Genomic DNA, 20,557 nt, shown 5'->3' with positions numbered 1-20,557 from the left:
CATCAAGAGGTGCTGTCTCGGAGAGCGTCCTGAGCGGCGCGAAGCCGATCAGGGAGTTCGCTCGTGGTCAGGATCGCTTCGCGCATCACGCGGTGCTGTGCCGTCTCGGTGGGGCGCGCGGTTGTGAGCCGGTAGTAGGCACTCCGCAGAAACCGCCAGCCGTACTCGGGCGGCATCACCGGGTCCTGGCCGTCCTCGACGGTGTGCAGGATGTGGGAGGAGAGAGCCCACAGGGCCTGGACATCCAGCTCCAGAGCGACGATCTGACTCGTCGTGAGGGCCCGCTCATCCGGCTGCGGGTGGTACGAGACCCCAGACCAGCCGGCGACACCCTGCGAGACGCCGCCACCGAAGGGGACAGCCTCTGCGTGCGACCAGCCCTCGCGGAACTTGGCGGCCTCGACGCCCGGCCCGAGCGAAACGACGTTCTCCGGGTCCTGGCGGTTGACCAGGACAGAGGGCGTCGCCAGGAGTTGCAGCGCGGTATCCAGCCCCGCGCCCGCCCACGAATTCTCGCGGAGTTCGTAGACCGACAGCACATACTGCGGCGCGGGCACCTCGTGAGCAGCTGCTTCCTCGTTGCCGTGGAGCTTTATGAGCTGTGTGAGCTGCCTGCCCGCCCAGTTGGGTTCCCGCAGATAAGTGCGGTATCGCCACACCGCCAGATCGGTCAGCGACTCGACGCGGTGATGATGCTCTTCGAGGTGCACGACGGCGACGCCGCACCCGTAGACGTGGACCGCCGACGACTGGGCCGAGCGGTGTCCGACCGGCAGCGTCCGTCGCTCTAAGCCTCCTGGGCCGCAGGGCGCCGGAGTGCCGACGGCGTACAGGGGCCCGATTCGCTCGCCCACATAGGCCGGCAGGAACTTATGCGAGACGACGCTGCAAGGCGTCGGCTGCGGAGCATCGACCCCGGCGGCCGCGACCGCGGTGCCGTGTAGAGCCGCCAGACGCAGGCGGAATGCCTCCTGCTCCTCGGGGGTGCACTGGTGCAGCGCCGTATCGAGGATCTGCGCCATCTGCGGACGGCACACGCTGGACCTGTTCCTCTGCCAGTGCGAAACAGTCCGAGGGCTGATCCCGAGATGATCAGCGAATCCCCGCACCGACGCGCGCATTACCGATCGCAACAGCAGTGCCTCCTCGCCTGTCCACTGCTCAACTGCGATCACTACACACCCCTATGACGCTCTGTTGCCAGGCAGGAAGAGCCCTGTTGCGACGCTATTGCTACACCCCTTCTACGCGGGGACATCTCGCCAAGGTGCCTGCGACCCCGAAGCTGATCTCCGCGAAGTGATGCCGATGGAACGGGGACACCGTGGTTGCCACCGCAGGAGAACGAGGCAGGCCAGCGTCTTGGTCGGGCTCAGGTCTGTGCCGACCCGCTCTTCTGGTTCCGCTCGACACGTTCGAGTCGCGCAGTCAGATCGGCGATCTGCTCCTCAAGGCGCCTGATGGTCTGTGCAGTCGGGTCGGCAAGCGCATCGAGGGCGTTCTCGCGGATGAAGCTCCCGCGGCCCGTGTGGGAGTAGATGACACCCTCCCGTCGCAGCTCGGCGAAGGCGCGCTGCACCGTTCCGGGCGCAACGGCGTACCTGTTCGCCAACTCCCTGGTGCTCTCCAGTTTGTCGCCAGGCTTGAGCTGCTTGAGTCGAACCTGTTCACGCACGTCCTGCGCGATGCGCTCGAAGGGTTGCATGGCCTCGTCCGTCATGAGCCACATCGTAGAGCCACCTCGCTCGAATAGATAGCCTGCCCAACCTGGTTGACACGACACTGAGTGTACTGGTTAGGTTATCCATGTCGACACGGTTGGTCGGCTTGGCACCGACAGCGAAGACGTAGGACCGCACCACCGTAAGACCGCAGTAGTCGTCCGCCCTCCGGGGCGGCCGGGGTAGCCCTCAGCTCGCTGGGGGCACGTCATCAGGCGAGCTGAGGACGCGAGAGCACCATCGAACTCCCCCGGAGCCTGACGGCCGCGACGACTTGTGTGCACGTCGCAGCGCTGTGCGCTGTCTGTCCTGCGGGACGCCGGCCTCGTGCCGTGCGGCCCGGAGGGCGGAGAGAGCATCGCGACGCTCCCCCTGCCGCTCCGCCCGTGAGGAGTTCAGATGTCTGCTTCGACCCTTGAGCGCACCGCCCGCCCCCGCCGAAGCCGGACCCGCTCCCGCACCGTCAACTCCCGCCCGGCGCTGACCCTGTCCGCTCTCAAGCCCCACCAGTACGACCTGCGCCGGGACTGCGCCTCGCTGATCTGCCCCGACTGCGAGACGTGGGTGCCGATCACCGGCCTCCGGAGCACGGCGCCCAAGCTCGTGCCGCACGACACCGGCCGCACGTGGAAGGACACGGCCGTCCGCTGCCGCTTGGGCAGCAACCGTCTGGTCACCGTCGACGTCACGGTGAAGAAGTGGCAGGAGCGCCTGGCGGACGGTCACGCGGAGACCGGCCACCGCCGCAAGACCACCGTGCGGCGCAAGCCCAAGGTCGCGGTCGCCCCGGCCGTCAGCCAGATCGCTGCGCAGAAGCAGGCGCCGGCGGACGACGAGCGCGGCAACGACCGGCCCCTGTGGCTGCTGCGCAAGCAGCAGTGGGCGGCGACCGAGTCCGCGGTCCGCGACGCCGACACCCGCCGCGCGCAGCTGCCCACCGGTGCCGCGCCGCTGGGTGCGCCGCCGGTCCCGCTCAAGACGCTGCACCCCCAGCGCCGTACGAGCTGACCGGACCCGCTCCGGACGAACGACCACGGCCCCGGCTGCTCCGCATCTGCGGGGGCGGCCGGGGCCGTGGCTGCTCGTACGGCAGTCAACTCCCCAAGTGGGGAGTGATCGCGACAGCCTTTGGGATTGCGGCCCGTGGGGCTGTCCAGGACCTGACTGGAGGCCCTATGCAAAACAGCATCGCACTCCCGCTCGGCACCACCGACTCCGACCCGGACATGGACGAGGCCTTGCGACGGGCAAGGGGCGGCAAGTGACAGGCAAGGAAGACCTGTTCGTCCGCTACATGGAGGCGTTCCACGCGTCCGAGGCGCACACCGTCGTCTGCCCGCCCTGTCAGGGCGAGACGCCGTGCGAGGTGGGGGCGCCGCTCTACGAGCGGTTCGCCCGTCTCCAGGATGCCTACCTCGCGCGCCAGAAGCAGCAGCGCTGATCCCGGCTCCACCCGTCGAGAGAGGACAGACACGTGCACAGCATCGAATCCCGCCAGGTTCGCCCGAGCGTTCAGGACGAGATCGGCCCGCGTCAGCCCGGCGCCATCTACCAGAACACCGACGGCCGTTTCGAAGTCCTGGTGCTCGTCACGAACCGGGCCGACGCCGCGCAGCTGCTGCGCCGGACCGCGGCCCGCTGGGCGGTCATCGTCCGGGACGTCCTGCGCCCCGACGCGCAGCCGTTCGCCATCGGCACGGTGTGGGCGGACAGCGACTACCTGATCCGCCCGGCCCCGCAGACGGATACCTACGGGACCGCTGCCTGACGGCCTGCCACGGTCCGTCTCCCGCCCACCAGAGCAGACAAGGGCGGGAGACGGGCCGCGGCGGGCCGACCGGCCAGCCAGATGAAAGTGGACGGCCCCGAAGAATCTGACCTCCCGGGACCGTCCGTGATCAAGAAAGCGAGAATCTCTCTTGAACACGACGATGATCACACGCCCCACTGTCCGGGCGCCACAGACCGGTGACGACAGGTTCGCCCGGGTCCTGAACGCCATCAACTCCCACCGCAGCCCGCGCCCGGCCCGCCGGCCGCGTCAGACGGAGCCGCACCTCGCGCTCGGGGCTCACCTCCTGGCCGTGGTCCGCGCCCAGGACGCCGCGATCCCCGCCGACCGGCGCGCGCCGCGCACGGTCGCCGAGATGCGGGCCCGGCTCGTCGGGCTGTACGAGGAGGAGCAGGACGCCTGCGGCATCTGCGGGCGCTGGGCGTGCACCTGCTCCCAGGGCTGCGCCCAGGTGACCGGGACGGGGGTGGCCGCATGATCGCCCGCCTCGCCAGGATCATCGCGCCTTTGCAGCACCTGTGGCAGTGCGCCCAGTGCGGTCGCTGGTCGCAGACCCAGGAGTGCGAATTCTGCTGACTCCGCCTCTCATACGGGCGGCCCGGGCCGCGTATCAGCGCGCGGCTCGGGCTGTCCACGCGGTCGGTCCCGCTCACCCTCTCGCCCGCCATCTGCTGGCTGCCGCCGCGCTCGCGGCTGCGGCCGCGTGGGACGCCGGGCACCGCGTCAGCGACCTCCATCGGGACTGACCCGCAACGCGGGAGGGGAAGCGAAGTCACCGCCCGCGCTGCGCTGTTCGCCCGGCTCGGCCGCCCGTACGACGGGCGGCCCGTCTTTCGCACGTCTCCAGCCTGGGAAAGTCTCGGGCTCCTTTTCTCTCCGGGAGAGCTCATGGACCGCACCACCCCGACCGTCACCAGCACTCGGCTGCCGGACTCGCTGTGCACGCACACCCCGAAGTGCCCCACGGCCGCCAGCCCCGACCGAGAGGCCGCGCACGTCGTGGCCAGCCACCCGGAGCAGGGCTGGAGCCTGCTCTGCAACGGTGTCCTTCTCTTCGAGGACACCGGCGAGTTGCTCCCCGACGGCCGGGTCGTCGCCCCGCACCGGCCCCTCGTGGCCGCGGCCTGACTGACGGCTGCCTGATCCGCCCGCACCGATCGCCCACCACCGTGGCGGCCGGGTCGGGCGGTGACGGGGAGCCGGACAGCCCGGACCCGCCACACCCCGAGATGAGGCTCACATGCCCAAGACGACCATCACCGCCACCAACGCCGCCCCTTCCGCCGCGACGTTCACCGACGCCACGCTCCTCAAGGCGCAGGAGATCGCCGCCAGCTCTTTCCAGCCGCTGTGGATCGGCCCGTCCGGTGAGGAGTCCTCCGGCGAGGCCGTGGCCCGGCACCTGGAGGCCACCATCGCCCTGCTGGAGAAGGACGGCTGGATCCGCGTCTACGACTACGGCAAGGACTGGTCGGCCGGCTCGGATCTCGCCGACGACGACTCCATGACGGTCAAGTCGATGCTCCGGGCACTGATCCGCTTCGTCCGCAACGAGAGCGGCACGGATCCGCAGCGGACCCTGTCCACGGCGCTGCGTCACGTCGGCGAGGCCGGCGCCCACGGTGACACGGACACCGCCTACGTAGCGGGCTTCGTCCTGGACCGGGTGGTCCAGGCCCACACCGGGTCCGACTCCGCCCGCGCCACGCCCTGGTCGGAGCGGCAGCACCGCACCCACGCGGACGTCACCGCCCTGCTGACCGCGGGCGCCCGGTTCGCCCGCACCTACGGGCCCAGCCAGGACGCGGCGGCTGCCTGATCCCCGGTGCTGACCGCACCAAGACGACGGCCCTCCGAGTCCCCGGCATTCGAGCTGCCGGGGCCTCGGAGGGCCTGGTCACGACCTTACCCACCGCCGCAGATGCACGGTGCCCCTTCTCGGAGGCGCCCGGAAGAGAGAGGACTTTCCGTGGCCACCAAGCCCGCCACCCGCCGCCGGCGCCCCGCGGCGAACCCGAAGCCCCGCAACGGGCGCGCCAAGGCACCGGCGACGCCGGCCGCCATCCCCGCCCAGGCCGCCGCGCCCGAGGACACGGTGCCGCTGGTCTTCCCGGAGGCCGACCCGGTCCTGGCCGACGCCGCCGACCGCGCCGCCGACCTCCGGGACCAGGCCGCCGACGACGCCGGGCGGATCCTCGCCGACGCGGAGAACGCCCGCACCGAGCTGCTGGACGGCGCGCGCTCCAAGGCCGCCTCGATCACCGAGGCCGCCACCGCGGAGCACGCCCGCCTCCTGGCCGACGCGCAGGCCGACGCCGACCGGGTCCGCACGGAGGCCGCGACCAGCGCGGCCGCCGACGCCGACCATGTCCTGGCCGACGCCGACGCGAAAGCCAAGCAGATGCTCGCCGACGCGCGCAGCGAGGCCGATACCGTCACGGCGACGGCGTCCGGCAACGCCGACCGGGTCCTCGCCGACGCCCGCGCGGCTGCCGAGCAGCTGCTCGCCGACGCGCGCGACCTGGCGCAGGAGGTCACCACCACGGCGGCCTCGAAGGCTGACACCGTCCAGGCGGAGGCCGCGCAGGTCCTCGCCGACGCGGAGACCAAGCGCACCGAGCTGCTCGCGGCTGCGGAGCGCACCGCGGTGGAGACCCGCAGCCGCGCCGCCGCCGACGCCGACCATGTCCTTCAGCGGGCGCGGAGCGAGGCCGACCGGATGCGCGAGAGCGCGGACGGACAGGCCGCGCAGATCCGGGCCGGAGCCGAGAAGGCCGCGGCCGGCCTTCGCCAGGACGCCGAACGCGCCCTGGCCGACGCCCGTTCCTCCGCTGAGGAGCTGCGGGCAGCCACCGAGAAGGACGTCGCCCGGCTGCGCGAGCAGGCGGAGACGGACGCGACGGCGGCCCGGGAGGCAGAGGCCAAGGCCACGGCCGACCAGGCCGCCGCCGAACGTGCCCTGGCTGAGGCAGAGCGGGTCCTCGAGGCGGCGACGCAGCGCACCGTGCAGCGGGCCCGTCGCCGGGAGATCCGGACCGAGTCCCGCGCCAAGCGGCGCAAGGCACGGGCCGACGCCCGGCCCGCCGGCGGTGTCCCGCCGCTGTCCGGGCAGGAGCTGGTCCTGGTCGTCGGGATCGTCCTGGCGGCCGCCGTCGTCTCCACCCTCGGTCTGCTGTCCTCCTACACCGCGCTGGAGACCAAGGCGGCCGGGTGGGGCTGGGAGTGGCCGTGGCTGCTGCCGGTCGGCATCGACGTCGCCATCCCGGCGTTCACCGGCGCCAACCTGGTGCTGATTCGGATGGGCATGGAGCTGCGTTGGATTCGCTGGGTGCCCAGGGCGCTGACGGCGGTGACCGTCTACCTCAACTGGAATGCCTCGGACAGCACTGCGGGACGTCTCGGTCATGCGGCCCTCACCCTGCTGTGGGTTGTCTTTTCGGAGATCGCCTCCCACGTGTACGCCACGCGGATCGGCGCGGTCACCGGCAAGAGGCGCATGGAGACGGTGCGGCGCTCGCGCTGGATCCTCGCCCCGATCCCCACCGCCCGGCTTCGCCGCCGGATGATCCTGTGGGAGATCACCTCCTACGAGGACGCGCTCACCCGGCTCCAGCAGGAGACCTGGCTGCGAGCGCGACTGCGCGAGGAGCACGGTCTGTTGTGGCGGTGGAAGGCTCCGCTGGAGAAGCGGATGACGCTCAAGCTCGGCAGCGCGCCCGCCACGCTCGCCGACACGCTCACCCCCGAGGACACGCTCACCGTCGACCGGGCGGAGGAGACCGAGCACGCTCACCCCGACATGAGCGCGCTCACCTCGGGCGAGGTTCGCGGCGAGCGTGAGCGCCCGGCGCTCACCTCCGGCGCTCACGAGGGTGAGCGCCTCACGGAGGAGACGGACGCTCACCGAGCGGACGGCGCGCTCACGCGCAGCGAGAGTGACGCGCTCACCGAGCGCCGCCACGCTCGTATCCGTCGGCTCTACACCGAGCTCGGGCGCCGCCCGCAGTGGACGGAGATCCGCGACGCGCTCACCGACGCGGGCCTGTCCGATGAGCCGGTCTCCCGCCCGACCGCTCAGCGCCTGCGCGCTCAGGTCGAAGAGGCCACCCCGGGCGCGTAGATGAGCACCGGCGAGCGCCGACGCGCTCACCCCCTCTTGGCAGAAGCCCTGGCGCCCATGGCCGCCACTGGTCCGCGCTCGGTGTGTGAGCGCGGACCGGTGACGGCCGGCACCTTCACCGCACCCGAAGGGATCGACATGAGCCCCCTGATGTATGTGACCGGCGTGGTCCTCGTCCTGGTGACCCTGGTCATCGCGCTGGCCACACCGTTCGTCCTGATCCACTACCGCATCCCGCACGAGCACGGTCCCGAGTGCTGGTGGTGCCACCCGCACCTGCTGCCGCGCCGGCGGGACCCCCGCTGACACCCAGCCGCTCCAACGTCCGGCACACACCAGTGAGGGCCAGCCCGCTCGCATCGGGCTGGCCCTCGCTGCGACTGCCGGAAGCAGTCAACCGCACGAGTACAGCAGATCCGACCCCCACGGAGGACCCCGTGAGCAGCGAAGACAAGCCCTTCTTCGACGACCCGAACGCGGCGCTGCGCGAGATCGCGCAGAACCCCGCCGCCTACGCGCACTACCTCGCGGACTTCAGCCGGGTCGTGCTGGACATGCAGGCCAAGCTGGAGATCCTCCAGCGTGAGACCCGCGTGCACTGCCGCGGGACCCGCGTGGAGGGCGACAAGATGGGCCAGGCTTTCCTGCGCTCTTTCCCGGTGGAAAAGTCCCTGAACGACATTCTCAAGAACCTCAAGAGCATTAGTTCGGGACTGGAAAAGAGTGCCCACAAGCGTCACGCCCATGACGAAAAGGTGAAGGAGGTCAAGAGGCAGCGAAAGGAAAAGGCGCAGATCAAGGCGCGTAAGAACAATCCGGCGCTTCAGGCCGCCCCTGAAAGCTCGGGGCAGCAGGGTGCGCAGAGCCCGAATATGGGCTATGGTGGTCCCACGTCGATTTACAACCTGGACCGCAGGGAGTCGGCGTGAGTGCCGGTCGCCCGCTCACGAAATCCGAGCGGAAGAAATTCAATCGTGCAGAACATGAGCGGAAAATCAAGCAGGATCTGATCGCTCAGCACGGAAACGACCTCGGCACCTTCTACTACTGGCTTCGGATCACGAATATCCGGGGCACGCAGGCTTATCGCGACGGGAACACGGACTTCATCCGCGAGGTCGCGCTCGCCCTGCACAACGTCTACAGCCGTCACGGCAGCTAGCTCCCCGCGTCCCGCACGAAGGGCCGCTCCCGATCGCCGGGGGCGGCCCTTCGGCGACCCCAACGCGTGCCGCGCGTGCCGCGTGCCGCGCACGCGCGTACGCGAGGCCGATGCCGACTGTCAAGCCCAGGAGGAGGGGTCGCGTGTCCGACGACACCGACAGCAACGTGATCAGCCTCCCCACCCGGGGCAGTGATTCCGGCGGAATGCCGGACGCTCCCGACGGCGGGGATCTCTTTTATTCCGAACCGCCCGACAGCGGCTCGGGCGGCGTCGTTCCCCCGGAGTCACCGGAGGAGACGACAATGGAACTTCCGCCTATCCGCGGGCCTATTTCTCCGGAAACCGCTTTGCGGGAAACGGGAATGTCTGCCGCGCCGGATTCCGGCGACGGAGAATATGAGGAAGGAGAATATGTCCAGCCTCGTTCTCTCGCCGATCGCCTCGGTGACTGGCTGGAACACCGGCTGGAAGTGGCACGGGACCGGCACGCCTCCGAAGCGCCGTTCCGTGAGGCGGAAATAGCGCGAAAGGCCGCGCTTCTGGAGGCCCGCACCGCCCAGGAAACCGCGATGATGGAGCAGAACGCCAAGCTCCACACGGCGCAGATGAAGGCGAAAGCCGACAAGGCGGCGGCGCGCGGCAAGGCCGACACGGCGCGGTCCCCCAGCTCCGGGATGGGTGCCGACAAGGGCGGCCGCTCGAAGGCCGGCGGCGGGGGCGGCTCACGCGGAGGCGGCGGCACCTCCGGCGGCTCAGGCCGGGGCGGTACCGGCGGCGGCCGGGGCTCGGGAACGAACGGGTCCGGCACTGGCCGCGGGTCCGGGAGCGGCAACTCCCCCAAGGGCAGCGAGAAGGGCTCTGATCGCTCCACTGGCGGCCGTGGGGGCGCCTCGAAGGGCAATGAGTCGTCCGGGGGCCCGAAAGGCCGCCAGAACGGCTCTGGAGGCTCCGGTGCAGGCAAGTCCGGCACGGGCAAGGGAAGTTCGGGTGGCTCGGGCAAGAACGGCTCGGGCAACTCGGGTTCCGGCAAGGGCGGCTCGAAGGGTGACGGCGGCAGGACGCCGAACTCGCCAGCCTCGAGCCCCCGGGCCGAACGGGCCCGCGGCCGCCAGGACCGCGCCGCCGCCCGCCAGGCCGCCCGGCAGCAGCGGCGCAGCGCCGACCAGGCCGCCAGCCTCGCCGACCGCAGCAAGGACCGCGACCAGGACCGCGCCAACCGGCAGGCGGAGCGGGAGCAGCGCCGCGCGGCGAAAGCAGAGCGGGAGGCCGCGAGGAAGGCGAAGCGGGAGGCCGCCAAGGCCGCCGACGGCCGCACCACCCTCGGTGCGGCCGTGGCGGAGGAAGCGCAGCGCCGCTGGGACAAGCGCCGCGCAGCCGAGGCCGCGAAGGACAAGGCCGCGAAGGACGACAAGGCCAAGGACTCCAGCAGCGCCGAGGACTCCGAGGCCACCACCAAGAAGATGCCCAGGGACGGTTCCGCGGCCAAGGAGCCGGACGGCGGCAAGAAAGCCGACAAAAAATCCGGCGAGAAGCCCTCTGACAGCCCTGGCCACAAGCACCCGCCAGGCAGCGACGACGGCCGCTCCTTCAAGGAGAAGCTCAGGGACTTCTTCGCCAAGGTTTCCGAGGGCACCGGCCCGCCCGAGCCAGAGGAGCCCTCAACGCTTCGGCCCGAGGACCTTGGCGTCACGGTCGACCGCCCCGGCGGTCCGACCCGCTCGACGAAGACCGAAGCGGCTGAGGAGGACATCCCGGACGCGGTCGTCGTCGACGACCTGTCCGACCCTTTCGGGGCCACCACCTGGAGCGCGGCGAGCCTCCCTCGGGCCCCCGAGCCCCACACCCAGCGTCCCGGCACTACCCGACCCACCGCACAGGAGGACTCCGTGGCATCGGAGGTCAGCAGGCCCACGTCGGGCCAGGCCGGCATGGCGGCCAAGCACCGCACCGACATCACCTTCGGCGAGTACCTGACGGAGATCGTGAACATCGCGATCGACGCCGCACTCGACAAGGGCCGCGCCCAGGACCTGGCCGTCGCGCTCGGCAAGGTCGCCGACGCCCTGCGGGACATGGCCACCGACCTGGTGGGCGACCACAACATCGCCACCGAGGTCGTCGACCAGATCACGGACCTGGCCGACGCTGCGACCCGCATGAAGCAGTTCGCCGAACGGTGCGCCACCGAGTGCGAGACCGCCTCCGATGCCGCCCGGATCGCCGCCATGTCGGTCGGCCGTGTCTACGGCGAGGACATCCAGGCCATGGACGACGCGGGCCTGGACCACGCCTCCTCCGCCGCCCACCACGACTAGGAAAGGGGGGTTCGCCGTGAGCGACCTCGCACCCCACCACCACGGCGGTGCCGCCGCCCAGACCGACGGCGACAACCGCTACAAGTCCGTCCAGCAGAAGCTCAAGATGCTGGGCACGGCCATGGACCTGGCCGGCAACGAACTGGACGTGCTGCTGCGCGGGATGCGCACGAACGCCCAGCGCGCGGAGAGCCTGGCCGACGAAATCGCCAACGCCGATCTGGACCAGAAATTCGTCGAGATGACCATCCAAGTGGCACTCGCCCTGGGCGGCGCCGCCGCCGAAGTACGCAAGCTCCACGAGACGGCCCAGGACGTGACCGGCCTGGCCGCGGACACACGGCGTACGCACGCGCGGCTCTACGAGGGCCTGGACACCATCCGCTCCGGCCGCAAGGAGCGCACCCCCAAGCCGGGCTTCTTCATGCGCTGACCCTCCCCGCTGACCGAAATCCCTGATGGGCGGCCCGCCACGACGGCGGGCCGCCCATCGGCCTCTTCCGAAGGAGAACCCCCCGTGTCCGTGCCGCGCAGCGTCGCACTGGAGCGCACCCTGTACACCCTGGCCGCCCCGGTCCTCGCCGCGGCCCCGAACATTGCCCCCGACAGCCCCGTGAACACGGTCGTGCAGCTGGCGGGCGCCGCCGGCGTCGGCGGCTGGGTCCTGGCCGCCCGCAGTGACGGGCCCGGCGCGGGACGCCGGATCCTGCGCTGGTCCCCGCTCGTCCTGGCGGCCGCCGTCGACGTCGCCGCGAAGCACACGCCCGGCGTGGGCCCGTGGTGCCTGGACGTCCTGCTCGCCGCCGGGTGGGCGGCGGCCGGCTGGCTGGTGATGCCGTTCTCCCGGCACACCCGCCGCCGTCACCGGCCCGCCCTCGCCGCCCCGGCCCCCGCACCGCAGCTCCAGCCCGCCGCACCCGAGCCGTCCCCGGCACAGCCGGACGACGGCGCCGACGCCTTCACCCGACAGGTCCGCCAGCTGTGGGAGAACCGCGGCATGCCCGGCCGCACCATCATCGTCAAGGCCACCCCGCACTCCGGCATGCCCAACGACCTGTCGCTGCTGCTGCGCGCCTCCGAGGCCGGCCGACCGATCTCCGGGCTCACCGAGGAGGCGGTCGCCGCGGCGTTCGGCGTGGACGCCAGCGACGTAACCGTCAGGGAGGTCGTGCGGCAGTACGGGCGCGAGGGCGGCCCCGCCTGGCGTGAGGTCGACGTCACCCCCGACGCGAACGAGCGGCGCCGCAAAGCCCCCACCGCCCACGAGTGGTGGGCCGACCGGATCGGCGGTGTGGGCGGCCCCATCCCCAGCTCGGAGTTCGTCAAGGAGGTCCGCGACCACGCCCGTCGGGTCACCCACTACATCGCGCAGGTCCCCGACGAGATGGGCGAGCCGCGCGTCAACCTGCACGCGCTGGCGGCCGTGCTGAAGACCAAGTACGACGAGGGCCGGCTGTTCGTCACCGTCGACGGCAGTCAGGTCCTGGTCTCCCTGTGGGACAGCTCGCCGCTGGCGCAGGTTTTCCCCGCCACCCGCGAGCTGCTCACTCCGGACAAGGACGGCCGGTGGGTGACCGGCTATCTCGGCAACGGCCAGCCCGCCCGCAACCGCGTCTACACCGACCGGGGCGCCGCGCACGGGATCTTCGTCGCGCCCTCCGGTGGCGGCAAGACGCAGTTGATGGGCCTACACGTCGCGGCCGATGCGCTGTGGGGGGCTGTGGTCATGCTGGCCACGGAGGCACCGGACGAGAAGACGGCCGCCCTGGGCCGGCACACCGCCCGCTACGGCGTCGGCGCGCTGTACATGATCCGGCTCCTGCGGGCCATGGTCGCGCTCATGGAGATCCGGGGCGAGATGCCGTGGGAGGACGGCCAGGCCCACGAGTGGGACCCGACCCGGCCGGGCTGCCCCTACCGGATGCTGTCCGCGTACCTGGACGAGTTCCTCTCCGCCGCCCGCCACGGCGACTACGGCGCGGAGATCATGGACCTCGCGGAGCTGGTGTCGGTCAAGGGCCGCAAGTACGGGGTCGGCCTGAAGGTGGCCGGCCAGTCCATCTACGTCCAGGACGGGTTCACGCAGCTGCTGTGCGAGAACCTCCGCGACAACTGCATCCCCGTCGTGCTGAAGGTCGCGCCGAAGAAGGTCGCCGACATGTTCAAGGCCCTCGGCATCGCGTCCGAGCACATCCCCGACCCGCTCCCCCGCTCCTTCTCTCCAGAGGAGAAGGGCCGGATCGAGCGGATCATGCGCGGCGAGCCCGAGCCGCCCGCCGACTCCAACACCGGCGGCGCCGGCTGGATCGTCGAAGGCAAGCAGCCTGAAGTCCTGCGCACGCTGTTCATGGACTTCACAGCGGGCATCGACGGCTACTTCCCCGACACCGTCGCCACCCTGACCGACTACGAAATCCGCGAGCTCGAAGCCCGGGACCTGTGGTTCGACTGGACCGAACCGCCCCGGCCCGGCGAGTTCGGCCCCGAGCCGGACGACGAAGACGGCGACGACGGTGCGCCCAAGACCGGCGGCGGCAAGCGCCGTGGCGGCGGGAAGTCCGCCGCACGCCGCGACGCCGTCACCTCGCCCCGCCAAGCGCTGGAGGCCATCAAGCACCTCTCCCGCGCCTGACCCACCCCGCACCCCATCCCCCTCGCAGGACCCGGCCGCACCGGCCGGGCCCTGCTCACCCCTGAAAGGGACACACCGCCCGTGGCCGTATCGATCTCCGCCGTCGTCCTGCTCGGCATCGTCGTCTTCGTCCTCATCCGGAGCGGCTACGTACGCCTCGGACCGGCCCTGGCCTGCGGCCTGTTCGGCTTCTTCCTCGCCTCCACCGGCGCCGCACCCGCCATCACCAGCGCGGTCAGCACCGTCACCGGCTGGCTCTCCAGCATCTGACACCGCCCCGGCCGCCAGCGTCGAAGGCGCCACCTCCGCCCTGCGCCTTCGACGCCCCAGGGAGCTCTCGATGCCCCAGACTCAGCTCGCCATAGAGACCGCGACCACCGCAGCGCCCGCGCCGCCGAAGGCGCTGTCCCTCGAGGAACGCCTCACCCTCATCAACACGGAGATCGCCGTGCGCCTGGACGAAGCGGCCGTCGCCTACGAGATCAACACCGCGCACATCCCCATCGAGCCCGTGGACCTGGCCGACGTCGTCACCAGCCCCATCGACACCGGACCAGTCGTCACCGGAGCCGACCCGCTGCCGGAGCTGTACCCGACCCCGGCCGCGGCCCTACTGCAGCGCGCCCATCACCGGCTGCTCACCGGCGGCTGGTGCAAGGACGTCCTGGTCGACGAGGACGGCGCCCGCTGCATGCTCGGAGCCATCCGGATCGAGGCCCACGGCGACAGCGGCCTGGAAGCCAGCGCGGCCGCCGTGCTCCTGGACGCCATCCGCCGCGAGTTCGGCGACGACGTCGACTCCGTGCCCTCCTTCAACGACGCCCACGGATCGGCCCGCACCCCGATCCGCATGGTCGACCAGGCCGCCCGCCTAGCCGACGCCCGCGGCCTCTGAACCCAGCCTCCGGACCACCTGCCTCGCACCCGAACCCACGCCGGCCGGGTGCGGGCCAGGCCGTCCGGCCTGCCCACCACCGCCCATCACACCGAACCCGAGCGAGGAAGTCGCCCCGTCATGCAATCCAACGACAAGCCCATCAACGGCCAGGAGAACCCGTCCTTCCTCGACCTGCTCAACCAGTTGCCGCCCGTCTCCCCGGCCCCTGAACCGAACAGCAAGCCCGGCACCCAGCAGCTCGCGCGGCTGCGCACCGCCTGGCGCAAGTCCTGGGAGGAGGGCGGCTTCCTGTACGAGCGATGGGAAGACCTGTTCCAGGCCCGGCGCCTGGGCTGGCACGAGATGGCCAACTGGATCAAGGCCCTGCTCGGCCTCGCCGGGATCTGCGCGGTCATTGTTCTGCTGGACGCCGCCGGCGACATCGTCAGCGCCCTGCTGCACCGCCTGCTTGCCACCCGCACCGTGATCGAGCCGCCCGGCATCGACGCCACCAGCGACCTGTAGGGCGTGATCGAGGGCCCGATCCGCTCCTACATCGGGCAGCACAGCGTCGGCCTCTCCATCCCCGGCTCTGCCGTCTACACCTTCTGGCAGTTCACCGGGCTTATCGGCCTCATCGGCGGATTCGCCGGCAGCACCGGCGCACGGATCCTCTGGGCCGGGTGGGGTCTGTCCGGTGTCGCAATGGTGTGGTCCGCCACGCCCGACGGCAGCCGCACCGTCGCCACCGGCATCGCCGATAAGTGCTCCGCTGGTTCCTTTGGTGCGTGCCGTGCCCCGGAACAGCACGGTCACCCTGATGCCCAGGGCGACAAGGGCCATACGCACGGCAGGATGGTTGTGCTTCAGCTTCGTCACCGCGACCGCGACCGGGATGCTGGCCTCCTTGCGCTGTGGTGGGGCGGGGCAGGGTAGCGTGGGCTTCGTGAGCAATGCTGTTCGGGGGTGTGCTGTGATGCGGGTCAGGCGTGTGGTGCTTCCGCTGGTCGTCTGGGTGGCCGTGGTGCCGTGGCTGCTCGCTACGGCGACGAGCATGCTGTGGGGGTTCTCGCAGGAGTCGGACGGGCTGTTCTTGACGTTCAGTACCCGGATGGCGCTGGTGCCGCTGCTGTTGGTCGGTGAGGTCGTCGGCGTGGTGGCGGTCTTCCGGCACTATGACGGTCTGCGCTCCGACTTCTGGCCGGGAGCTGGGCTGGCGTTTGCTCTTCTGGCGTTGTTCACCGTTATGGGGGTGGCCACGACGTGGGGCGAGTGGGGCGGGATGTTGCTGATCTGGGCCCTGTACACCGGCTACGTGTTCTTCGTGTTCGTCTTCGGCGGGATGGCCTGGAAGAAGGTCTTCGCCTAGCTTTTCGTGGCATGAGGAAGGCCTTAGAACCACACCCGAGGTTCTAAGGCCTTCCTCATGCTCGGAGGGTTACTTGTACGTGCCGTAGTAGCCGGTGAGGTTCATCAGCTCGCAGGTCAGTGCGCCGACGAGGCACAGCGGGGAAGCGTACTTGCTCTTGTGGACCCAGGTGACGTGTCCACCGTTGTAGATGTAGATCTCGTGGTTGGGCATCTGCCGATGGTTGCCGGAGCGGATTTCCCAGCCTCCGCGGGTGATGTGAAACGTCAGGGCACCGTCGATGGCTCCCTTGATCTTGGCGATGCCGCCGCAGAACGGGTTGGTGGCGTGGGTCACCATGCGTATGTCGGCGTATCCGGAGCCGGCGCCGAGCTTCTTGACCTGCATGTCCTTGGCGCTGGCGGTCTTCGTGGCGACCAGCTTGTGGTTGGACTTCCTGTAGACGTGGGTGGCCTTGACGGAGGTGTATCCGTCGACCTTGTGACTGTTCCAGGTGATGACGGCGGACTCGGAGGTGCGGTAGCTGGAGCTCTTCCAGTCGAAGCCGCGGTTGTCGCCGCCGTAGACGTATTTTGTGCCCCAGTACTGGCACGCCTTGGGTATGGGTTGGTTGATGTACTTGTCGGGGATGAACGTCGTCCACGTCAGGGTGGTGGTGGCCGACGCATTGGCGGCCTGGGCGGTGGCGGTGCGCTGGACAGCTGCCGCTTCGGTCTCGCCGTGGTTGACCTTGGGAACGGCGACGGTGAGGCCCCAGGTGCGGGCGGCGGAGGTGTCGCCCTTGAGCTGGGGGATGATCCGGTACTCGTACGAGGCGCCAGCGGTGGCGGTGGTGTCCTTGAAAGTGGCCTGGCCCGGCTTGGTGGTGGTGAGGGGGGTTTCGCCGCGGACGATGGTGTAGCGGGCGTTGGCCGTGTAGGGCTTCCAGGACAGTGTCACGGCCCCCGGGGCGGCCGTGGAGGTCACGCCCCGGTCGGCCAGGGCGCTGTTAACGAGGGCGGCCTGGCCGCCACTGGTGCGACCGATGCTCAGGTGTTGTTCGGCGAGGTCGGAACGCTGCTTTGTGCTCAGGGGGGCCGGGTTGCCGGGGGTGTCGGCGGCAACTGCCGACGTGGTCAGACCGGCGAGGGTGCTGGCGACCAGCGTGACAGCGGCGAGGGAAGCTTTGACGCTGGCGCGGCGGGAGCCGACGGTGCGGGAGAGGTTCGATCTCCTTGACTGCACGTGCTCTCCTTCTGGGTTCTGATTGGGGGTGGCGCGGGTATGGCGCGAAGACTTCGCGCTCCCTTGTGTGCGATTGGAGAGCTTCACAGCGTGTGCTAAACGTTCGATTAACGATCTGGTGATCGAGCTGTGACGGCAGGTAGCCGTGAGCTCGGATATCCGTGGTGACGGACCCTCAAGGGTTTCCTGCGGGGCCTGTTCACATACGGCGCCGACGGATACGTCGAAACCGATCGTGATGAGGTGCTGTGGCTCGCCGGTCCGACTGCCGGGCGACACCGCGACTTCAGCGACGCCGTACGCGCCCTGCATTGACCAACCAGATCCGTGGTGGGGTGACGACGGCACGGTTAGCAGTTGACCTGGGTCGTCAGCTCGCGGTTGGCCGCCCGGGCGGCGGTGAGATCCTCGTCCCGTTCGGCAAGTTCCGCGCGAAGATCGAGGATCTGCTGCTCTAGCTCGGCGATCCGGCGGGTGAGCGTTTCGACGTCTGCCTGGGCGCCGAGGCCGGAGGCTTCCCAGACGGCCTGTCCGAGTGCCTCGGATAGGCGCCGTTCGAGCCGGGTGATGTGCGCGGACAGGCGGCTGTTGCGGGCCGTGAGGTTCGCGACGTCGGCCAGCAGCGACTGGCGGCTAACCTGCGTGCCCGCCGTCGCGCCGGGCGGGGGCTCGGCCGCGCGGGCGAGGACGGCCGCATGCAGGTCGCCGTGACGGTGGATCAGGCTGCGGTGAACACCCGCCGCGCGGGCGACCGCAGAGACGCTGATCTCCTCGCCGTTGGCGGCGAGCTGGTTGAGGGCCTTGAGGACTCGGGACCGACGGCGTTCGGAGTCCGCAGCCCGCGCCTTGGCAAGGCGGTCTGGTGATGCGGTCATGCGTCGCGCTCCAGCCGCAGGTTCGGCTCCGGGGGCCGGATGCCGGGCATGCCGAGGGAGACCGTGCGGGTCTTGCGCAGGGTCCGAGTGGCCTCCTTGATCTGCTCACGTTCGTCGTCGGTGAGCCCGTCGAGGTCGGTCTCGACGCGCCGGCTACGGCATCAACGGGGCCTTCCACCTCGACTCCGCCTGGCACCACGGCTGGGAAACGGTCGCCGCGCTGGTCGCCACCACCAAGGCCACCAGCCGGTGACCGGCGACCGGCGACCGAGGCGCGTACCCGGCTGGACCGCGAACGCGCCTCGGTCGCCACCGCCCAGCCCTGTCTCCAGACCTACTACGCCACCCGTGCCCTCGACCCGCAGGGAGAATCCGCATGAAGACCACCTTCACCGGCACCACGCAGCCGCTCGACACGACCATCCCCGACCCGGCGCTCATCGTGATGATCGGGGCGAGCGGCAGCGGCAAGAGCACGCTCGCGAGCAACTGGCCCGCCACCCAGGTCCTGGAGCTCGACGCCTTCCGGGCGATGGTCGCGGACGACGCCGGCGACCAGTCCGCGACCGGGGCCGCGGTCACCGTCATGCACGCCGCCCTCAAGGCCCGCATGGCCCGCCAGCTCACCACGGTCATCAGCGACACGAACACCGACGCCCGCGTCCGCAAGAGCCTCATCGACCTCGCCCGCGCCCACGGCGTACACGTCGTCGCGCTGCTCGTGGCGACCCCGGCCGGCGTCTGCGTGCAGCGCCAGGCCGTCCGCACCCCGGACCGCGCGGTGCCCGAGGACGTCGTACGCCGCCAGCACGCCGACGCCGTAACCGCCTTTCCGCAGCTGCGCAGCGAGGGCTTCGACCACATCGTCTTCGCCGACAGCATTCACCGCCTGGAGCCGCTCCTCAAGCGGGCCAGCGACGTCCGCCGCCGCGAGCTCGGCTGGGACGGCGGCGACGGCCTGGGCGGCCTGCTCCTGGTCCGCCGCATGTTCGGCGCGGAGGTACTGCCGCTGTGGCGGTGGCGAGACAACTCGCCACTCGCCGGCGGCGACCGCGTTGGCGAGATCCGTCTCGGGCCCGACCGCCTGGTCCTCGCCCTGCGCACCGACGTCGACGGCGAGGGCGACGTGGGCTTCGACCTGCTGGTCGGCTGCCCGTACGACGACGGCTGCGACGCCCCGGCGTGGCAGCCGGTCTTCTCGGTCACCGACCTGTGGAAGGCGCACACCAGCGACACCGGTCTGCACCCGGACGCAGTCTGCTCCGTCCACGGCGGACCCGACGACATCGACCAGGAGGCCGACGACCACGACCAGGACGACGACCCCGAGGGCCGCGCGGATCTGGAAGAACAGTTCGCGGCCGCGGTCCGCGAGTGAGCCGCGCCGCCGACGGCCCGCACCCGCACCCGCTCACCCCGGCCGAACTCCCGGCCGGGGACGAGTGGTGACACGGCTGCCCGGACTGCCACCTGCCCATCCAGGGCGGGACCGCCGGCCTCGCCGCGCACCGCCGCACCGTCCATACCAGCGCGGACAGCCCGCGCACCATCACCGTCCAGTTATGAGCGGCTCCGGCCGCCAACGCCCTCTGGTGGAGGACCGCATGGCACGCACGCCTGTCACCTGGTACATGGCCACCCCGGCCGACGGAACCATCGAACTCAGCCGCCAGACCGGGACGCCGGTCAACCTTGCCGAAGCCGTCGGCGAGGTAATCGACCACCCCGCGCCCTGCCTCAACAAGTGGTTTGACGAGGGCCCCTTCTCGTACTTCCGCATGGTCAAGCGCGTCGGCGAGGCGCTCGAGGACACCGGCATCTGGCCCATCACCTGGCCCGTACGGCTGTGGATCGTCCAGCCGCTAGGCGAGACTGGCAACTGGGGACAGCGCCACTACCCCTACCGGCTGCTCTCCCACCGGATCCGCGTCCTCGAGGAGACCGACGCCCACCGCGCGCTCGGCGCCGCCGGCCGCGACGTCCTGGACGTCGTCCAGCAGCGGATCCCCGAGCAGGCCGTGCGCTGGGCCGCGGACTGGGACGCCGACCCCGAGGGCATGCGCCGGCGTGAGTGGAACTGGGCGCAGTGCGGCGGCCGCGCCTGCGGCAGCGGACGGTGGGCAGAGTCGGTGGCCCTCACGACATCGCACGCCCGCCGCGAGTCCGCCGCGCAGACCTGGATCGAACACCTCGCGCGCCGCGCCGTCGACCAGGCCCTCGCCGACACCGACGCCAGCATGTACGCGTACAGCTACGCCTACGGCCGCGCCACCGGCCACGCAGTCGCCGCCCAGCACCAGGCCCGCCTCGACGCGTACGTCCTGGACGCCCTCCGCGGCACCGGCCTCGACTCCCCCGCCTCGTCGCTGCCTGACGGGCTCTCCGTGCCGCCCCGAACCCGCACCCGCCGGGCTCGGGGCGGTCGCGGTGGCCCCTCAACCCCCAGGACAGCGGGAGGAGATGAGCG

General features: G+C 70.8%; 23 protein-coding genes. 19 read left to right on the top strand and 4 right to left on the bottom strand.

What is annotated here, in order from left to right; genetic code table 11:
- Nucleotides 1-2: 2 nt before the first annotated feature.
- A complete protein-coding gene (locus ACE4Q9_RS34865; RefSeq protein WP_397988738.1) occupies nucleotides 3-1,175 on the bottom strand; it encodes an XRE family transcriptional regulator in 1,173 nt (390 codons plus the stop codon).
- Between the two features lie 197 nt (nucleotides 1,176-1,372).
- Nucleotides 1,373-1,720, bottom strand: a complete 348-nt coding sequence (locus tag ACE4Q9_RS34860; RefSeq protein WP_397988736.1) for a GntR family transcriptional regulator — start codon at nucleotides 1,718-1,720, stop codon at nucleotides 1,373-1,375.
- Between the two features lie 400 nt (nucleotides 1,721-2,120).
- Here ACE4Q9_RS34860 and ACE4Q9_RS34855 point away from each other — a divergent pair, with 400 nt between their 5' ends.
- The 18 genes from ACE4Q9_RS34855 to ACE4Q9_RS34770 all read left to right on the top strand — a co-directional run bounded on the left by ACE4Q9_RS34855 (nucleotide 2,121) and on the right by ACE4Q9_RS34770 (nucleotide 15,991).
- Entirely contained in the window at nucleotides 2,121-2,729 is a 609-nt protein-coding gene (locus ACE4Q9_RS34855) for a hypothetical protein (RefSeq protein ID WP_397988734.1), read from the top strand.
- 253 nt (nucleotides 2,730-2,982) lie between these two features.
- The gene (locus tag ACE4Q9_RS34850; protein ID WP_397988732.1) at nucleotides 2,983-3,162 is read left to right on the top strand and encodes a hypothetical protein; all 180 of its coding nucleotides are present in this window, start codon (nucleotides 2,983-2,985) and stop codon (nucleotides 3,160-3,162) included.
- 33 nt (nucleotides 3,163-3,195) lie between these two features.
- A complete protein-coding gene (locus ACE4Q9_RS34845) occupies nucleotides 3,196-3,489 on the top strand; it encodes a hypothetical protein (RefSeq protein WP_397988730.1) in 294 nt (97 codons plus the stop codon).
- A 151-nt stretch (nucleotides 3,490-3,640) separates the two neighbouring features.
- A complete protein-coding gene (locus ACE4Q9_RS34840) occupies nucleotides 3,641-3,991 on the top strand; it encodes a hypothetical protein (RefSeq protein WP_397988728.1) in 351 nt (116 codons plus the stop codon).
- A gap of 458 nt (nucleotides 3,992-4,449) precedes the next feature.
- A complete protein-coding gene (locus ACE4Q9_RS34835; RefSeq protein ID WP_397988881.1) occupies nucleotides 4,450-4,641 on the top strand; it encodes a DUF5999 family protein in 192 nt (63 codons plus the stop codon).
- A gap of 112 nt (nucleotides 4,642-4,753) precedes the next feature.
- Nucleotides 4,754-5,332 (top strand): hypothetical protein, encoded by a 579-nt coding sequence (locus ACE4Q9_RS34830; RefSeq protein ID WP_397988726.1) that lies wholly within the window; start codon nucleotides 4,754-4,756, stop codon nucleotides 5,330-5,332.
- Between the two features lie 150 nt (nucleotides 5,333-5,482).
- A complete protein-coding gene (locus tag ACE4Q9_RS34825; protein WP_397988725.1) occupies nucleotides 5,483-7,633 on the top strand; it encodes a DUF2637 domain-containing protein in 2,151 nt (716 codons plus the stop codon).
- Nucleotides 7,634-7,771: 138 nt separating this feature from the next.
- Nucleotides 7,772-7,939, top strand: coding sequence for a hypothetical protein (locus tag ACE4Q9_RS34820; RefSeq protein WP_397988724.1), 168 nt, complete (start codon nucleotides 7,772-7,774; stop codon nucleotides 7,937-7,939).
- Between the two features lie 131 nt (nucleotides 7,940-8,070).
- Entirely contained in the window at nucleotides 8,071-8,562 is a 492-nt protein-coding gene (locus ACE4Q9_RS34815) for a hypothetical protein (protein WP_397988723.1), read from the top strand.
- The gene (locus ACE4Q9_RS34810) at nucleotides 8,559-8,795 is read left to right on the top strand and encodes a hypothetical protein (RefSeq protein WP_397988722.1); all 237 of its coding nucleotides are present in this window, start codon (nucleotides 8,559-8,561) and stop codon (nucleotides 8,793-8,795) included. Before ACE4Q9_RS34815 ends, ACE4Q9_RS34810 begins: the two co-directional genes overlap by 4 nt.
- Before the next feature lie 143 nt (nucleotides 8,796-8,938).
- Nucleotides 8,939-11,113, top strand: coding sequence for an ATP/GTP-binding protein (locus ACE4Q9_RS34805; protein ID WP_397988721.1), 2,175 nt, complete (start codon nucleotides 8,939-8,941; stop codon nucleotides 11,111-11,113).
- Nucleotides 11,114-11,129: 16 nt separating this feature from the next.
- On the top strand, nucleotides 11,130-11,546 hold the full coding sequence (locus tag ACE4Q9_RS34800; RefSeq protein ID WP_397988719.1) for a conjugal transfer protein TraB: 417 nt from the start codon (nucleotides 11,130-11,132) through the stop codon (nucleotides 11,544-11,546).
- An 84-nt stretch (nucleotides 11,547-11,630) separates the two neighbouring features.
- A complete protein-coding gene (locus ACE4Q9_RS34795; RefSeq protein ID WP_397988717.1) occupies nucleotides 11,631-13,745 on the top strand; it encodes a chromosome segregation protein ParM in 2,115 nt (704 codons plus the stop codon).
- 81 nt (nucleotides 13,746-13,826) lie between these two features.
- Nucleotides 13,827-14,015, top strand: coding sequence for a hypothetical protein (locus ACE4Q9_RS34790; protein ID WP_355154497.1), 189 nt, complete (start codon nucleotides 13,827-13,829; stop codon nucleotides 14,013-14,015).
- A gap of 70 nt (nucleotides 14,016-14,085) precedes the next feature.
- Entirely contained in the window at nucleotides 14,086-14,640 is a 555-nt protein-coding gene (locus tag ACE4Q9_RS34785; protein WP_397988715.1) for a hypothetical protein, read from the top strand.
- Between the two features lie 120 nt (nucleotides 14,641-14,760).
- A complete protein-coding gene (locus tag ACE4Q9_RS34780) occupies nucleotides 14,761-15,147 on the top strand; it encodes a hypothetical protein (protein WP_397988713.1) in 387 nt (128 codons plus the stop codon).
- Between the two features lie 3 nt (nucleotides 15,148-15,150).
- A complete protein-coding gene (locus ACE4Q9_RS34775) occupies nucleotides 15,151-15,558 on the top strand; it encodes a hypothetical protein (RefSeq protein WP_397988711.1) in 408 nt (135 codons plus the stop codon).
- A 40-nt stretch (nucleotides 15,559-15,598) separates the two neighbouring features.
- A complete protein-coding gene (locus ACE4Q9_RS34770; RefSeq protein ID WP_397988709.1) occupies nucleotides 15,599-15,991 on the top strand; it encodes a hypothetical protein in 393 nt (130 codons plus the stop codon).
- Nucleotides 15,992-16,060: 69 nt separating this feature from the next.
- Here the strand turns inward: ACE4Q9_RS34770 and ACE4Q9_RS34765 are convergent, their stop codons facing one another.
- Both ACE4Q9_RS34765 and ACE4Q9_RS34760 read right to left on the bottom strand, forming a co-directional pair.
- The gene (locus ACE4Q9_RS34765) at nucleotides 16,061-17,215 is read right to left on the bottom strand and encodes a hypothetical protein (RefSeq protein WP_397988707.1); all 1,155 of its coding nucleotides are present in this window, start codon (nucleotides 17,213-17,215) and stop codon (nucleotides 16,061-16,063) included.
- Nucleotides 17,216-17,565: 350 nt separating this feature from the next.
- Complete coding sequence (locus ACE4Q9_RS34760; protein WP_397988705.1) at nucleotides 17,566-18,090, bottom strand: DUF6262 family protein; 525 nt, start codon at nucleotides 18,088-18,090, stop codon at nucleotides 17,566-17,568.
- 376 nt (nucleotides 18,091-18,466) lie between these two features.
- Between ACE4Q9_RS34760 and ACE4Q9_RS34755 the strand changes: the two genes are divergently transcribed.
- Nucleotides 18,467-19,468 (top strand): AAA family ATPase, encoded by a 1,002-nt coding sequence (locus tag ACE4Q9_RS34755; RefSeq protein ID WP_397988703.1) that lies wholly within the window; start codon nucleotides 18,467-18,469, stop codon nucleotides 19,466-19,468.
- Nucleotides 19,469-20,557: the final 1,089 nt, after the last annotated feature.

Origin of the sequence: Streptomyces sp. AM6-12, assembly GCF_044327085.1 — a bacterium.
Taxonomy (GTDB): domain Bacteria; phylum Actinomycetota; class Actinomycetes; order Streptomycetales; family Streptomycetaceae; genus Streptomyces.
Note: the sequence above shows the minus strand (reverse complement) of the source record. Positions and strands in the feature narration are given on the sequence as shown.